Origin of the sequence: Chitinophaga sp. OAE865, assembly GCF_040546735.1 — a bacterium.
Classification (GTDB): Bacteria; Bacteroidota; Bacteroidia; order Chitinophagales; family Chitinophagaceae; genus Chitinophaga; species Chitinophaga polysaccharea_A.
Genome location: NZ_JBEPOF010000001.1, coordinates 6,143,276 through 6,160,442, shown reverse-complemented (window position 1 = coordinate 6,160,442; position 17,167 = coordinate 6,143,276). Strand labels below are relative to the sequence as shown.

Annotated in this window: 12 protein-coding genes; 10 read left to right on the top strand and 2 right to left on the bottom strand. The window is 46.9% G+C overall.

Annotated features, from left to right (window positions below; all coding sequences use genetic code 11):
• Nucleotides 1-38 precede the first annotated feature (38 nt).
• From ABIE50_RS24660 to ABIE50_RS24645, 4 genes are all read left to right on the top strand, one after another.
• The gene (locus tag ABIE50_RS24660; RefSeq protein ID WP_209858611.1) at nucleotides 39-842 is read left to right on the top strand and encodes a hypothetical protein; all 804 of its coding nucleotides are present in this window, start codon (nucleotides 39-41) and stop codon (nucleotides 840-842) included.
• Nucleotides 843-874: 32 nt separating this feature from the next.
• Entirely contained in the window at nucleotides 875-1,999 is a 1,125-nt protein-coding gene (locus ABIE50_RS24655) for a cellulase family glycosylhydrolase (RefSeq protein ID WP_209858613.1), read from the top strand.
• Between the two features lie 186 nt (nucleotides 2,000-2,185).
• The gene (locus ABIE50_RS24650; RefSeq protein WP_209858615.1) at nucleotides 2,186-5,050 is read left to right on the top strand and encodes a sensor histidine kinase; all 2,865 of its coding nucleotides are present in this window, start codon (nucleotides 2,186-2,188) and stop codon (nucleotides 5,048-5,050) included.
• A complete protein-coding gene (locus ABIE50_RS24645) occupies nucleotides 5,050-5,787 on the top strand; it encodes a LytR/AlgR family response regulator transcription factor (protein ID WP_209858617.1) in 738 nt (245 codons plus the stop codon). The genes ABIE50_RS24650 and ABIE50_RS24645 overlap by 1 nt, the downstream gene beginning before the upstream one ends.
• Here ABIE50_RS24645 and ABIE50_RS24640 read toward each other — a convergent pair whose 3' ends face one another.
• Nucleotides 5,788-6,684 (bottom strand): helix-turn-helix domain-containing protein, encoded by an 897-nt coding sequence (locus tag ABIE50_RS24640; protein WP_209858619.1) that lies wholly within the window; start codon nucleotides 6,682-6,684, stop codon nucleotides 5,788-5,790.
• 68 nt (nucleotides 6,685-6,752) lie between these two features.
• A complete protein-coding gene (locus tag ABIE50_RS24635; protein ID WP_209858621.1) occupies nucleotides 6,753-7,577 on the bottom strand; it encodes an SDR family NAD(P)-dependent oxidoreductase in 825 nt (274 codons plus the stop codon).
• 190 nt (nucleotides 7,578-7,767) lie between these two features.
• On the opposite strand from ABIE50_RS24635, the gene ABIE50_RS24630 reads away from it, so the two are divergent.
• The 6 genes from ABIE50_RS24630 (at nucleotide 7,768) to ABIE50_RS24605 (ending at nucleotide 17,161) form a co-directional block, all read left to right on the top strand.
• Nucleotides 7,768-8,739, top strand: a complete 972-nt coding sequence (locus tag ABIE50_RS24630; RefSeq protein WP_354028163.1) for a peptidoglycan DD-metalloendopeptidase family protein — start codon at nucleotides 7,768-7,770, stop codon at nucleotides 8,737-8,739.
• Between the two features lie 218 nt (nucleotides 8,740-8,957).
• Nucleotides 8,958-9,548, top strand: a complete 591-nt coding sequence (locus tag ABIE50_RS24625; protein WP_209858625.1) for an RNA polymerase sigma factor — start codon at nucleotides 8,958-8,960, stop codon at nucleotides 9,546-9,548.
• Nucleotides 9,549-9,673: 125 nt separating this feature from the next.
• On the top strand, nucleotides 9,674-10,711 hold the full coding sequence (locus tag ABIE50_RS24620) for a FecR family protein (protein WP_209858627.1): 1,038 nt from the start codon (nucleotides 9,674-9,676) through the stop codon (nucleotides 10,709-10,711).
• Nucleotides 10,712-10,715: 4 nt separating this feature from the next.
• Nucleotides 10,716-14,285, top strand: coding sequence for a SusC/RagA family TonB-linked outer membrane protein (locus tag ABIE50_RS24615; RefSeq protein WP_209858630.1), 3,570 nt, complete (start codon nucleotides 10,716-10,718; stop codon nucleotides 14,283-14,285).
• Between the two features lie 26 nt (nucleotides 14,286-14,311).
• Nucleotides 14,312-15,673, top strand: a complete 1,362-nt coding sequence (locus ABIE50_RS24610) for a RagB/SusD family nutrient uptake outer membrane protein (RefSeq protein WP_354028162.1) — start codon at nucleotides 14,312-14,314, stop codon at nucleotides 15,671-15,673.
• 18 nt (nucleotides 15,674-15,691) lie between these two features.
• On the top strand, nucleotides 15,692-17,161 hold the full coding sequence (locus ABIE50_RS24605) for a TlpA family protein disulfide reductase (RefSeq protein ID WP_209858639.1): 1,470 nt from the start codon (nucleotides 15,692-15,694) through the stop codon (nucleotides 17,159-17,161).
• Nucleotides 17,162-17,167: the final 6 nt, after the last annotated feature.

Here is a 17,167-nt window from a genome sequence, read left to right as displayed (position 1 = left end):
AGTACAGGAAAAATCCCGTAATTTCAAAACACAATATCATGAAACCTACATCATTTTTCAGGTCTTTCTTATTAATATCAGCTTGTATACTGGGGAGCTGCCATAAAGACGATAACGGCCCGGCGCCTCCTCCGGATAAAAATTGCCGCATTGCTGTAGCCACCTCGAAATCAGGCGCCAGCACTGTTATCTATACACTGAGTTACGACAACGACGGAAGGATCAGCAAAATAAGCCTGGATGATTTTTATAAGACGCGTTACCAGTTTAATTATATACAGGGCCAGTTCACGCGTGATGCATATTCAGACCATGCGGATGGGCAATTAACAGGCCAGCTGCGCGCAGAACTTAATAGTATGGGATTACCTACCCTTATTGTTGAAAAGAACTACAAAATCGTCCCACAGGGACAAACACCCAAACATACTTCTACTACTACCACTACTTATGAATACAACAGCAAAGGAGAACTACAGCTTTCTACTCAAAAATATGAATACATCGACAAACCTGCCGACAACTCCAGTGGCACCATTACCTACACCTGGGCTAATGGCAATGTGGTAAAACAGGAAGTAACCGGTGGAGGAATAGCGAGCTTTGAATACTATACCGACAGGCCCGCGCAGAAAGGAGGCGCTGTAAGTTTTGATAACCTGATAAATACCGGTGTAAACCCATTTAACAATAAAAACCTGGTGAAATCGCTTACAGACGGGACAACGATCATCAACGTGAACTACGAATATGATGAAACGGGAAAAATTAAAGTAGCTACGCTTAGCGGCAGCGGCGCTGGTTCCAGCCGGGAGATAAGGTACCAGTACTCCTGTAATTGATTCACCTGTAGTGAAACATAAAACCAGTTAATATGAAAACACTGAAAGGATCCGCCTTTTTAACTTTTCTTGCAGTAGTGCTGGCCATGAGCACAGGTTGCAGCCACGATAACAACGATCCCGCAGATCCCCCTGCTGCCGCTGCTACCATTACCGTATCAGGCAAAAACCTGGTACTGGCAGGTGGACAGTCGTTCGTGCTGCGTGGCATCAATTACCCTGTTATCGATGAAGGCTTGCCAACCCTGGGAACCCCGGCCCGGTATAAGTTCAAAATTGATGAAGCAGCAAAAACCGGCGCCAATGCTATCCGTATCCAATGGTATACCAATGGCACCCATTTTATGGATGATCCGGAAGAAGGAACTCCAGGAACGGTGGATGGACTGCTGAACAACGGAACGTTAAGTGATATCATTGGATATTGCTACGAAAAAGGCATGATCCCCATCCTGGTGATCCAGAATACGGTGTGCAGCAACGACTGGAATTATTTTAATAATGTAGCCGTAGCCTGGTGGCAAAAGCCGGTAGTGATTGACCTGATCAATAAACATAAGAAATACCTGATCGCTAACATTGCCTGTGAGTTTGGCGATGTGGAATGGGCTGCAGACCCCGTGGCCGCACAGGGGATATTCAAAAATAATTATATCCAGGCGGTGCAAAAGCTGCGTAATGCAGGCATTACTATTCCACTGATGATTGACGCTCCCGATTGCGGCAGATCTTCTTCTGCACTGGCAAGGGTAGCGAAAGACATTCTTAATGCTGATCCCAGGAAGAATATTATTTTCTCCGCGCATACCTATTGGACAGATTATGCAAACACCGCGGCCGCAGTTAAAACAAAACTGGATGAGATCAATAACACCGGTACCTGTTTTGTTTTCGGAGAAGTAGGTAACTGGCAGGATGATAATGTTTGTTGCGTTTATGATATAACCAACCTGTATCGTATTATCCTGGGAGAAGCCTGCAGCCGCGGTATCGGCTGGCTGGCCTGGTCCTATACCCAGGATTGCTGTAAACCGCGGGAAATGACCACCAACGGGGAATTTGGCACCTTAACACCTTATGGCAATGATATCATTAACAATGCTACCTACGGGTTAAAATCAGGGGGCTCCTGTGCAGCCCAGCCCTTGCCCCGGTAGCCTTAAAAAGCAGCAGGGCAGAAACATAGGAGGATAACTGTAAATGTTTGTAAATTTAAATAAAAAACGGTGGCCTTTCCGCGGATGATATCGCATGCACTGTTTGGGTTAATATGCTGTAGCTGCTTCGCCTTCAGGGGAAGTGTTTACGGCCAGGATCACTACAGGAAACAAACCCTGAATTATATGGATGGCCTTCCGTCCGACTACGTAAATGCCGCCATTCCTGATTCATCCGGTTATTTATATATCGCGTCACAAAGAGGTATTTCCATTTATGATGGCTACCGATTTGTAAACCACCCGTCAGTACAATCCGGGGTAACCGATCTGTTCCTGGATCATGATGCCTTTTACTTTTATGACGACAGGGGCCTGAACCGCCTGCAGGGCTTTAACAATGCGCCCCGGCTACTGACGGCAAATATTTTTACAGATACTGATCCGAATAATGATGCATATAGAAATATTTTTGTAGACAGTAAGGGAAGGATCTGGTCAACAGATTTTAACTATGTAAAATACTACCTGCCGCAAACGGGTAAGATCTCTTCCTTCCTCATCGGCCCCGATAATAAAGATGCAGGGATCAATACCGACATACTGCAGGTTGCCGATGGAAGCATATGGGTACCTGCAAAGTCAGGGCTTTGGGTATGGCAGGAAGCCGGCAACAAACTGGCGCTGCATCCTGAAACAGCCATCAACCGGTTAAGCTATGAAAGCGCCATCCGGTTGAATAACGAAGACGTGATCCTTTCTACCACCGACGGAAAGCTGATCAGGGTAAAGCCGGCCACAGGGGAATTTAATGATCTCCCTTCACTTCCTAACCACGATGTAGTAAAAGGATTCCTGCTTACTGCAAAAGGATTGTTTCTTTACACCACACAAAAAATATATCAGCTGGAGCAGCATAATTACCGGGAAGTTTGCAGCATTGATGCCGCCGTGATCAATTATGTAAGTTTTGATACACGTACCAACCTCTTCTGGGTAGCCACAACAAAAGGACTGGTTAAATTAACTCCGCTTCCCGATGCACTTGAAACGCTCACCATTCCACGTACCAATGAAAAAGACGACCCGGTGATAGCTGTGGTGGAACAAAAAACAAGCGGGTTGTGGATGCTTACCAGGTCGGGCGATGTCTGGTTTTACGGAAACGGAATTTGGGAGAAACGTTTTGCAGCACAGGCCGGCAGCAAATGTTATGCACTGGATGAAGTGGACCACCAGGTGATGTTATCTACCAGCAAAGGAATACTCATTTGGCGTGATAAACATTTCCAGCCGCTTCACTTACCGGACCTGCAAATAAAGAGCGCCATACGCAAGGTGTTGGTCACCCCGCAGAACGAGTACTGGGTGGTATTCTCAGGTCAGCCTATTGCACGGTACAGTTATCCCGGTCTTAAAAAATTCTCCAAAGCATTTAACAACGACACCGCTTTCTGGACAGGCAATACCTGGAACGATATACTGGTGGATAACAGCGGCAACATCTGGCTGGCAGGATGGATGCCCAAAGCCTGGGGCATTGCGCGCTACGACCCGGATAAAAATCAATTTATTGAGATCTCTGATACCAGCATCAATAAAAAGGACCTGGGCGTGTTTGTGGGTGATTATTACAACAGCATTGGACAGGGAGCTAATGGCACTTTGTTGTTTTCCGCCTACGGCGGATGGAACCGCACCAATGAAAAAGGAAGGATCACCCAGAAAGTAGACACACATGATTATGGGATAACGGATACCTATGTGGTGGGTATTTCGGAAGACAAGCACGGGAACGTATTTTTTGGCACCCGCGAAGGGCTGCATGTATGGCTGAAGGGGAAGAACAAAGTGGTGCGCCTGTCGCAGATAGATGGTTTGCCTACAGACTACCTGGTAAATGCCCATAAAAAATTACTTAATGGAAAACTAGCTTTGGGCATCCCGGACGGGCTATTGCTGATAGACACTGAAAAGATGCTGCAAACCCGGTTAACCAACCGCCTGCGACTTACCCAAACCAGGGTGAATGATGTGGCCAGGTCAGAGAATAATACCCATATTGAGCTGTCCAGGAAAGAAACATCCCTGTACCTGTTTTTTTCTGACCTGTCGTACCTCGATCCTTATAAAGTACAATTCAGGTATAAGTACAGTGATGAGAATACCTGGCACGACCTGGGACATCGCCCGGAATTATCCCTTGATCATATCAGGCCCGGTGACTATGCCATTACCATAGCAGTAGCTGATAACCTGGCCAACCTGCAGCAACAAACACTTACGCTGTTTGTAACCGCTCATCCTGCATGGTGGCAAACATGGTGGTTCCGCATTGCTGCGCTGATCCTGATCATAGGGTTGGTGGTATTCCTGATAAAACGGAGAATTAAAAATATCTGGAGGGAAGCGGAGCTAAGACACCGGATCGCCGAAACAGAAATGATGGCGCTGCGGGCGCAGATGAACCCCCATTTTATTTTCAACTGTATTAACGGTATTGATGCGCTGATACAGAGCAATGATAAATACCACGCCACGGTATACCTTAACAAATTTGCCAAACTGCTGCGCAATGTACTGGATAGCTCCAAGCAAAATGTGATCAGCCTGGCGAAAGACCTGGAAACCCTGCAATTATATATCGACCTGGAACAGCTACGCGACGAAAATAAGTTCACCGCATCTATCAGGGCAGATGAATCCCTCCTGCAGGACGATTTCCAGGTGCCGCCGCTGGTGGTGCAACCCTATGTTGAAAATGCCATCCTGCACGGACTGAGGTATCGCCCGGATAATAATGGCCGGCTTACGATTACAGTAACCAAAAACGAAGAACATATTGAATATGTTATTGAAGATAACGGCGTAGGCAGGGATACCGTTAAAACCGGCAGCAAGCGGCATGATCACTCCTATGGTATGCAAATGAGTGAAGACAGGGTAAGATTTTTCAATAACGAGGAATACGCCTCTGTGGAGGTAACAGATTTGAAGAACGAAGGAAAGCCCACCGGCACCAGGGTTCAGGTACTATTAAAAATTCAGTAATGCTGACAGCTGTAATCATTGACGATGAGAAAAAAGGGCGTGTTGCCTTACGTGAAAAACTGCACGACTATTGCCCGGAAATAGAATTGCTGGGTGAAGCAGCCGATGGTGCAGAAGGGTTGCATCTTATCCGGGAACAAAAACCGGATATCGTTTTCCTGGATATCGAAATGCCAAGTATGAACGGTTTTGAAATGCTGCATCTTCTTCCGCAAAAAGATTTTCATCTTATTTTTACCACCGCTTACAACCAGTATGCCATCAAAGCTATCAGGTATGCGGCCTTCGACTACCTGCTCAAACCGGTGGATATTGAAGAACTGAAATCGGCAGTTGAAAGAGTAAGGGAGCAATCGCAGGATCATACCGAAGAAAAGCTCCGGGTACTACAGCAAAACCTTGATACAAGACCCCTCCTGGGCAAGATCGCCATCCCCACCATAGATGGCCTGCTTTTCTTCACCATCACGGATATTGTATATCTTGAAGCAAAGAGCAATTATACAGCTATCCATTTCGCCAACCATCCCAGTTTACTGGCGAGCCGTACTATGAAAGACTTCGAAGAACTGCTCCCCACGGATCTTTTCTTCCGCACGCATCATTCCTATATCATCAATCTCCGTTACATCAAACGTTACATCCGGGGAGAAGGAGGGCAGATAGAACTGGAGAACGGCGCATATGTAACAGTAGCGCGGCGGAAAAAGGAAGAACTGCTGAAAAAGTTCCGGTAGTTACCTGTTCAATTGTATACTTTTCCTGAATTCCAGCGGCTTCATGCCTGTTTGTTTTTTAAATAACCGGGTGAAGTAAGATGAATTTTCAAAACCCAGTAAATAAGCAATTTCGGCAACGCCCTGATCTGCTGTTTGCAGCAGGTGTTTGGCTTCCGAGATCAGGGAAAGATGAATTAACTCCAGTGCGGTTTTACCTGTTTCCTGTTTAAGCAGGTCGCTGAGGTAGCGGGGAGATATAAACAGTTGTTCTGCCATATAATTGACCGATGGGAGCCCTTCTTTTTGCAGGTTGCCATTACTGATATACTGCTGCAACACCTGGTTGAATTTTGTGACTGTTTTACCGGAAAGCGATGTGCGGTTAATGAACTGCCGTTTATAAAACCGCTGGGAGTACATCAGGATGGAAGCGATATGGCCCAGTATAATTTCCCTGCTGTATTCATCCGGGTTATTGGTGTATTCTGCTTTTATTTTATCGTGCAGTTCCCAGATAACTTCTTCTTCACGGGGAGAAAGGTGCAGCGCTTCATTTACCTCGTAATCGAAGTAGCCATATTTCCCGATGGTATGGAAAAGCTCATGCCCGTTGAGGTAATCTTCGTGGATCATGATCATAAAACCGGCTTCTTCAAACTGAAGCCCTTTCATTTCCATGATCTGCCGGGGCTTCATGAACATCATGGATCCGTTTGTACTGTCGTACGGTGTGCGGCCGTACATGACCACACCGGCTTTCAGCTTTTTAAAAGCGATGATGTAGCAATCAGTGGTGAATTCCCTGTCGCCCAAAGGGCAATCGCTCTGGCAGCTTACCATGTTCAGCAACGGATGTTCCGGGGCGGGCCAGCCGTTATCTTTATTCAGCTCACTGAGTGTTTTGTAATGCTTCATAAGTACAAAATTAGCGAAATATAAAGTACCGGCGCGCTGGGCGCCGGTACTGCTAAAGATGCTTTGTTTTAATGCCCGTGTGCGGCAATGCTTACTTCTTTCCAGTCTTCGATCTCTTTTAATCTTTGCGTGTATACCTGTTGTATGCCATGGTAGGCAATCTTCCCGAACAGTAATCTTTTGGGAGGATTGGCGCTTTGAACAATTTGCAGCAATGGCGCCACTGTAGCTGCGGGCACGCCCCATATATCCGGGTTTTCGCCTGATTTGGCAAAAGCCGCGCGAACGGGGGCATAATCTTCAATATCGGCATTGGTTTGTGTAGCGGAGGCCCCGGCCCAATCGGTGGCATACCCGTTAGGTTCAATCAAAGTGGTTTTAATGCCCAGGTGCGCCACTTCGGAATCTACCGTTTCTATAAGTCCTTCCACGGCAAATTTGGAGGCATTGTACAATCCCAGTAATGGCAGGGTGGTTAAACCAAGGAAGCTGGATACCTGTATCAGGTGACCGCTTTTTTGCTGGCGGAAAACCGGTAGTACGGCCTGCACTACCCAGAGGGAGCCAAAGAAATTGGTTTCCATTTGTAGTCGCGCCTGTGCTTCCGTGGTTTCTTCCGTAGTGCCAAACAGGCCATAGCCCGCATTGTTGATCAGCACATCAATGCGTCCGAAATGTTGCCTGGCCTGGCTTATTGCGGCAAATACCTCCTCCCGGTTATTGACATCCAGTTTCAGGGGTAAGATGTGATCCCCGTAGGCCGCAACGAGGTCGTTTAATGCGCTGGTATCCCTTGCGGTGGCAATTACTTTATCGCCTTGTTTCAGGAAGGCTTCCGCCCATAATTTCCCAAATCCTTTGGACGCGCCTGTAATCAGAATGATCTTGCTCATGATATCTTTTTTTAAATATTGTTAATCTTGATAAGACAAAAGTACCACCGGCTTTACCGCGGAAATAACCCGGATGAGCGGAAGAATAGCACAGAATTACGGAACGGGTATAATGAAACGGGCAAATTATTTTACAGCTATATGTAATAATATTGCTACTTTCCGCTACTAACCCTTTTAAATGATGAAAATGAAACTGAAATTTGTTTTAGCAGTAATGTTATCCCTGTCTTTTTTTACTGCCTTCTGCCAGACTGAAAATGCAGCAAACCGGTATACGGCTGATAAATTTGAAAAGTATTACAATGCTGGTCAGTTCGATAGTATCTATGCTATATTTTCTCCGGAGGCTAAAACCAGTTTACCGTTAGACAAAACAAAAGCTTTTCTTACCGATTTAAAGAACGGCTATGGCAATATTGTAAAGAGAACCTTCCTTGAAAACCAGGCCCCATTTGCCGTATACAAAACGGAGTTTGAGAAAGGGATTATTTCTCTCAGCATAGCAGCCGACAATAACAATGCTATTACAGGATTGTATGCAAAGCCATATGAGCCGGATACTATGCCGGTGTTGCAAAGGAACATTACCGCTATGCACCTGCCTTTTAAAGGCGAATGGACAGTGTTCTGGGGAGGTGATACAAAAGAATTAAATTATCACGTGAATGTCCGGTTCCAGAAGAACGCCTTTGATATTGTGATAAATAACGCGGAAGGACGGAGCTTCAGGACCAATGGAAAAACAAATGATGATTATTACGCGTTCGGGCAGCCAATTATAGCGCCTTGCGACGGAGAAGTGGTTTGGGCGGTAGATGGCGTTAAAGACAATATCCCCGGTGAATTGAACCCCATCTATGTTCCGGGTAATGCGGTACTGATGAAAACCAGGAATAAAGAGTATGTTTTCTTTGCACATTTTAAACAGCATTCCGTAAAGGTGAAGGAGGGCGACCAGGTGAAACAGGGGCAGCTGCTCGGTTTATGTGGTAATTCAGGCAATTCTTCCGAGCCTCATCTGCACTTTCATCTTCAAAACATTGAAAACCTGAATAAGGCCACCGGCGTTAAATGTTATTTCAGTAAACTGGAAGTGAACGGAGCTCCAAAAACAGATTATTCCCCTGTTAAGGGAGATAAGATCAGTGAAGCAAGATAAGCATTATAAGACCGCTGTTCCCCCGGATCAGCGGCCGGCCTCCCGGGAATTTATAGTGTATATGTGACACATATAATTATTGTTTATTTATATTGCCCTGTTGTTGCTCCCAAATCCTTATTCATATTGCGTTTTATTAACTCATGGCAGTTGTGGGGGAAAATATTTGAAATATTTTCCGCAATTTCGCAGCTGAACCAACTGAATTGACCAGGATAATGCAGGATGACAAAGATATATGGGAGGCATTCCGGTCCGGAGATGAATCCTCCCTGCAAAGGATCTTTGATAAATATTATACTCCTCTCTTTAATTATGGTCATAAATTTTCTGCAGATGATCACCTGATAGAAGACGCCCTGCAGAACCTGTTTGTTAAGCTCTGGAAAAACCGGGATGGTATTAAAGATACCGGCTCCGTTAAAAATTATCTGTATAAATCGTTTCGCCGTGTATTGCTCCGCATGCTGGAAATGCAGCAGCGGGAGTATAGTTTCTCTGTGCTGGACGGATGGACCTGGCCCGGGCAGGAACTGGGGTATGACCAAACCCTGATCAGCCGCGAGCGACTGGAAACCATCCGCAACAACCTGGTGGCGGCCCTGGAAAAAATGACACCCAGGCAAAGGGAAATCATCCACCTGCGTTACTATGAAGAAATGGAATACGAAGAAATTGCTGCACTCATGCAGCTTTCCGTTTCCAGTACTTATAAATTGCTGTATAAAGCAATAGATACCCTCCGGCAATACTTATCCAAATCTGATCTCCTTATTTTACTGGCGGTTGTTTCATTGAAAAAAATCTAATACAGTCATATCTAATGGTACGACTGTTAGAAAATATTTAATATCTAACCATTAAAATAAATTTATTGATTTTTTAACCCGAACGAGGGATAAAATTTCAAAGTGCAGTGTATATATAATCAGCTATGGAACATCAGCACGGGAACTATACGGACTATACTACCACTTCTTTCTTTGAAGATGAAACATTTATTCGTCATATACTGAAGTGGGACGAGGCGGCAATTGCTTACTGGACACAGCTCTCCATGCAGTACCCGGATAAGAAGGCCGCAATGGAAGAAGCCCGTGCCTGGATACTGCTCCTGAACAGGGAGCCGGCTTATAGTCCTGCTACAGGTAAATCACTGCTATGGGAAAAAATTGCCGGCAATATAGCAGCAGATGAGCAACGGCAGCGGCGATATTACCGGCCCATGAAACTGGTGGCTAAATGGACAGCGGCTGCTGCAGCGGTATTGTTGTTCATGGTAGTTGTCAGGGAGCTGTCGTCCCATGGCCAGAGATCCTATACCACCGCATTTGGAAAGCATGAACAGGTGGTGTTGCCGGATGAATCTGTAGTTACTTTAAACGGTAATTCTTCTATTCACTACTCCCGTACCTGGAAATCGGCAAAGCCACGGGAGATATGGCTGAACGGGGAAGCCTACTTTGAAGTAAAGCATGTAGCCATCAAAAACAGGTGGCAGCAATCGGATTCGTTCCATGTACATGTAAGTAACCTTGCGCTCACTGTACTGGGCACTAAGTTTAATGTAAGAAACCGCCGCAACATCACGGAGATCTCCCTGCTGGAGGGCAGTTTGAGAATTGAAAAGAACGGCCCCGGGGCATTTGTCAAAATACTAAAACCGGGCGACGCTTTTGTTTATGACAGCAGTAAACAGCTGTTAAAGGAAATGGAAAGAAAGCCACAGGCCAATAAAGCCTGGACAGCCAACGAATTAGACCTGGACGGCTATACCCTCCGGGAAATACTGAACGTGCTGGAAGACAACTACGGTTACAGTATTACTTTAGATGCGCCGGAGCTGGCGCAGAAAAGGCTTTCAGGAACAGTGCCTGCAGCCAGTGCAGACGATATCCTTTTTGTTATCAGGAAGGTATTTAATCTTAAAATCAGTCAAAAAGCAAATCATTTAATTATCAGCCAAAATTAGTAGCATGTATAAACGGATGTTATTTGTCATGTGTTGCCTCTGCGTAACACTGCCGGGGAAGTTATTTGCACAACAGCAGGTAAAACTGAAAGCGGCGCTGGAAGAAGTGAAAGCGGTATATGGTACCAGGTTTGCCTACGAAGAGCACCTGCTGGACAATATTTACGTGAGCGTTAAACGTCCGCTCACCAGGAAAGAGCCGGTAGAAGCCGTATTGAAGGACCTGTTGTATAATAAAGGATTTGTTTTCCTCTATGTACAGGAAAATTATTACACCATTATCAAGGATAACCGCCCGGTAAAAAGCCCGGATACAACACCGGCAGAAAATTCCGAGATCCCTGATGAAGGATATGCGCAAACCATTACAGGTGTGGTAACGGATACAGAAGGGCGCCCGCTGGTAGGCGTAACCGTTATACCGCAGGGATATGCGATCCGGTTTGGCGCGCTCACCAGCAGCGATGGCAGGTACACGCTACGGCTGAAAGAGAAAACAACGGCGGTTGTTTTCACCTTTGTAGGCATGAACCCTTTGAAGCTCGATGTGGGAGATAACAACGTTGTGAACGCCCGGATGGAAGCTGATATACACCAGCTCCAGGAAGTGAATGTATTATCTACCGGTTACCAGACCTTGCCAAAGGAAAGGGCTACCGGCGCTTTTGAGCAGATCACCAGTAAACAGATAAAAGCCGTGCCAGCGGTGAATTTAATGGAGCGCCTGGAAGGCACTGCGCCCGGCGTCCGTTTTGATGTGCGGAACAATAAGATCAATATCCGCGGGGTGAATACGCTGGGCGCTGGCCCGGGCAGTACGCCACTCATCGTTATAGACGGGTTCCCGGCAGTGGACCAGGACATCACCAGCAGAACAAATGGGAATGCCAGCGGAGGCTCTGTATTAAGCCGTTATAATCCCGAAGATATTGAATCCATCACCATATTGAAAGATGCAGCCGCTACCTCCATCTGGGGCGCCAAAGCGGCCAACGGCGTTATTGTGATCACCACTAAAAAAGGAAAGAAGAATTCATCCAGTATCAACTTCAGCACCAACCTCAGCATCTCCAATCCGGCAGATATGAAGAACCTTAACCGCATGAGCACCGCGGAATATATTGACCTGGAGAAAGAAATGAAGGACCTGGGATTTTTTACCGATCCCGCCATCTGGGACAACAGCTGGATGACGTTCAACCAGAACAGGCCCGTTAGTGAAGCACTGGAATGGATGTTTAAAGTAGACCGTGGCACCGCAACTGCCGGCCAGCGCGACTCCGCATTATCTGCCCTTGGTAAAATGGATAACCGGGGCCAGATCCGTGACCTGCTGCTTCAACGCGCCGTTTCCCAGCAATATAACCTCTCTTTCTCCGGGGGCGGCCCGCACAGCACTTACTACCTGTCTACCAACTATACCAAAGATGTTCCCGTGTTCAGAAATAATAAAGGAGAAAATTATTTTGTTAATGCCAACCTGAGCAATGAATTGTTTAACAACAGGGTAACTATCAGCACGGGGCTTAATTATAATTATGCCAGCAGTACGGCCAATACAGCCGCCCTGAATGCCATTGGCAACGGGCGCCTGGGACTGCGGCCCTATGAAATGCTGCAGGACAATGCCGGTAATCCCATTGCCCGCTCTATCGATTACCGCGATGAAGTGGCGGCAGATTTCCTCAGCAAAGGTTATCTCCCCTGGACTTACAGCCCTTTACAGGAATTGAATTACGGCAATTCGGTAACAAAAGAAAACCGCTACCGCTTCACAACGGATATCAATACTAAGGTCACCGACTGGTTAAATGTAAGCATAGCAGGTACCTTACAACGTAATCTTGCCGAAAATACCATCCTGGGTGAACTGGAGAGCTACGATACAAGGGTGCTGGTGAACACCGGCACCACTGTAGGCCCAAATGGCCGCCTGGTATACGGTGTGCCTTATGGAGGTAAAATGACAAATTTAAATACCAATGCGGTTAACTATGGGCTGCGCGGACAGGTAAACGTCAACAAATCCTGGGGCAATAATTTCTCGCTCAATGCGCTGGCAGGTACAGAGATCCGGGAAGACCAGCTTACCGCTTATCAGCAAACGCGTTACGGATTTAACAGTGATACCTATTCTTCCGCCTCCTGGGATCCCAATGTGTATTATCAGACCGTGATGGGCTGGACTACCTCGCTCGGTTTTTCCGATGGCAACATTAACAAGTCTATCAACCGGTTCCTGTCGTATTACGGAAATGGCGCCCTCTCTATCATGAACAACCGTTACATCGTATCAGGAAGCGTACGTTTTGATGATTTTACACTGGCAGGCGCTTCCCGCCGCCAGCGCGCAAGGCCATTATGGAGCGCTGGTGTGAAATGGGATGTTACTTCAGAAGATTTTATGAAGTCGGTAAACTGGCTCAATAAATTAAACCTCAGGCTTACCTACGGTACCGGCGGCGCTGTGCCCAGGAGCGCCAGCAACGCTGCCCTGCTTGATCTGAGAGGACTGGACCAGGTGACCCGTGAACCATATGGTAGCGTATTGGCTCCCGCCAATAATAAGATCAGCTGGGAGCTTACCAAAACCTGGAACCTGGGTATGGATGTGGATGTATTGAACAATCGTCTGCATTTCAGTGCAGACGCCTACCGCAAAAGAACCAGCGATATCCTGTGGCAGTTCCCCGTCAACAGCACTTACGGATGGACCTCACTTTATTATAATGCCGCCAGTATGAAAGGACACGGTTATGATGTCGGCATCCGCGGGGATATCATCAGGAACAGGAACTTTGGCTGGAGCTCCACTTTTAATTTCGCCTACAACACCAACGAAGTAACGGATGCGCGGTTTACACGGCCTACCAGCAGCACTGCAGCAGCCAGCAGCGCTCCCATAGAGGGAATGCCCACTGATTACCTGTATGCTTACCGCTGGGCCGGACTGGATAACAAAGGCCGCTCACAGGTATATACTGCCGATGGAAAGATAGTGACGGCAGATATGCCCAACAGCGCAATTACTGCCAAGGACCTGGTATATGCAGGGCGTACTACACCGCCTTATTTCGGGGGCTTTTTCAATGACTTCAGCTATAAATCATTTACACTTGGTGTGCGCATTTCCTATGAAATGGGCCATGTGTTCCGCCGCCTGTCTATACAGAATTACCCGGATTACGCTACCAGCAATTATTACGGGCTTATAGGCACACAGCGCGATCTGGCGCAGCGCTGGCGGAAGCCGGGTGATGAGCAGTTCACAAATGTGCCTGGTTTGGCAAATGTATCTACCAACAGCAGCAACCGGTACAAGATGTCCGATATACTGGTGGAAAGCGCCAGTCATATCAGGCTGCAGCAAATTTCAATGGGGTACCAGGTGCCGTCAAAGGCATTATCACGCACTATGCTGAAATCGGCAGGGATCAGCTTTGCCGTAAGGAACCTTGGCATTATCTGGAAACAGAACAAAGCAGGCATTGATCCCAGTTATGCGATGAGCAGCAACTATACCAACCTGCCACCTTCACCCAGTTATTTCATAAGCCTGAACGCTTCTTTCTAACACCGGAAAAAATGATCAAAATGACAATGAAACGCTTTTGTATTACGCTGCTGGTATTGGCGATGGGAACCACCTCGTGCCGTAAGTATGTGGAAGTGGAACAACCCAATCAGCGTGTGTTTAAATATACCTCAGATTTCCAGATGCTGCTTAACAATGTAAGCCTGTTTGAAGTTTCGGCCAGTCTGCCTATGTTATCCAGCGATGACATCAACCTGGAATCAAATATTAATTTACAAAACCTGCTTACCGGCGAACTGCAGAATATTTATACCTGGGCGGCAGACTATTATACTTCCGACCAGGGTGATGCCGGTTGGGATCAGCTCTATAACCAGGTATATGTATGCAACCAGATCACTGCCAACGTAATGGAAAGCATGAATGGCACAGATGGGCAGAAACGGAGCATATATGCAGAGGCGCAGGTGCAGCGGGCTGCCACTTATCTCACCCTGGTAAATCTTTATGCAAGAGTGTATAATGCTGCCAGCGCAGCTACAGATCCCGGTTTGCCTTTACTGCTTTCCCCGGATCTTTTTGTGCCCCTTACCAGGGCTTCTGTAAAACAGGTGTACGACCAGATCATTCTCGACCTCACAACAGCCTTGCCTTTACTGCCTGATAACCCATCCAACAAACTGCACCCGGGGAAGGCTGCCGGTTATGCACTGCTGGCCAGGACCTATCTCTATATGCAACGCTACAGTGAAGCAGCCGATTATGCCGCCAGATCGCTGAGCGTACAGCATACCCTGTTAGACCTGGAAGATTATGCAGATGGCACAAAAGTTTACCCGCGCCGGCTCGATAACCCGGAAGTGATACTCAGCAAAAAAGTGTCCAAGCCGGGGAATATTGACCTGCCATTAAGCACGGAACTGATGAACAAACTTACACCGGAAGACCTGCGTTACAAGCTGTTTACACGGGGCGGGAATACTTTCCAGCCATCCTTTACAGGACGAGGATCTTACCGGGATAAAATTTTCCTGCAGGACAATGTGACAGCCGGTGTATCTGTACCGGAAATGATGCTGATACAGGCGGAAGGCCTGGCCAGGTCCGGTAAAAAAGACGAGGCCATGGCCCTGGTAAATGAGCTGCGGCAGAAGCGTTTCCTTCCTGCACAGTATACCGCCCTCACCGCTGCTACCAATGATGAAGCGCTGCGTTTGGTGATCGATGAAAGAAGACGTGAATTATTTGGTACAGGATTGCGCTGGTTCGACCAGCGCAGGCTCAGCACAGAGCCCGCATTGGCAGAAACGGAATCGCGTGTATTCAAAGGCGTTACCTATACGTTGGTGCCGGGCGACCGCTACGTGTATCCTATCCCGCCGAAAAACATTGAACTGAACCCGGAGTTAACCCAGAACCAACGATAACAATAATTACTGAAAGATATGAGAACGAAAATAAGCTTAATCGGAAGTTGCCTGCTGTTCGGCGCCACAATGGTGTTTGCACAGAAAAAGGAAGACTACAGGGACGCTGATCCAAATGAACTGATAAAAAGCACCACACTGTCCGAGCAACAACTGGCGGATATCCAGCGATATTACCAGTTTGAACTGAAAGATACCAAAAGAGGGCAGGAGTTGCAACAGCTGATCCTCCATAAATATCCTTCAGGCACAACGGCCCGGCTGAATGCCTTTCAGCGCCTTTCCGGTGCCAAAAATTCAGCCGAGCTGATAACGGTTGCAGAAACTTTCCTGAAGGCATTTCCTTATGATGCCTGGAAAGCCAATCCAACCAACCAGGAGTTTATTTACTACAGTGCGCACCGGGAGCTGGGTGCCGCTTATATGAACACCCGGCAGTTTGACAAGCTGGTGGCTTTTTGTACGCCGCTCAACTTCAAAACAGAAAATGAAATATACCGCTGGAATGTCATGCGCGCCTATGTATTTAAAACAGTTGGCCGCGATACCCTTGCGGGGATTTCTACTGCCCTGATCAATGAGCTGGTAAAAAAAGTAAACGACAGATCATATGAAGAAGCGGGCGTGTTTACCCCGGAAAAAGCAGCAGACAATGCCAGAGAGCAGCTGGATAATGAGTTGAATACGCATATCTCGTTGCTGTATGATCTGAAACAATATGCCACTGCAAAGGAATACTTCAGGTACCTGTCGCCCAAAGGCGCTTATGGTTCAGCAGACCTGAATCATATTCACATGAACATCCTTCAGCAAACCGGTGACCAGCAAGCCATACAGCCATTCCTGGAAAATTGTGTGAAAGCAAATGCCATGACGGCTGCTATGTATGATAAGCTGAAAAGTATTTTCACGGCGAAAGATAAAACCCCGGGTGCGTACGATAAGTACCTCGCTTCACTGAAGTCGGCGGAAGAACAGGAAGCCCTGAAAGCATCAGTGAGAGCGCATATGACCAACCAGGAATATGTGCCTTTTGCACTGGAAAACCCGGAGGGTAAACTGGTACGGTCCAGCGATTGGAACAATAAAATTGTGGTGCTCGACTTTTGGGCTACCTGGTGCAAACCCTGTATCAGCGCATTCCCTGGCATGCAGATGCTGGTAGATAAATATGCGAAGGACCCCCAGGTAGCAGTGTATATGGTGGGCACTATGCAGACAGGCAACTACAAGGAAAAATCTGAAGGATATGTTAAACAGGAAGGGTTCAGGTTTAACCTGTTGCATGATGCCGTGAATAAAAAAACGGGAGAACAGGACCTGGTATTTAAATCTTTTGTTCCTTTCTTTCATTCTTCCGCTATTCCCAGAAAAGTGATCCTCAAAGATGGCGTGATGCGCTATACCGCCGAAGGTTACTCCGGTAGCCCGAGCCAATTGGTAGATGAGTTGTCGTACGCTATTGAACTTTTAAAAGCAGAAAAATAATTGATG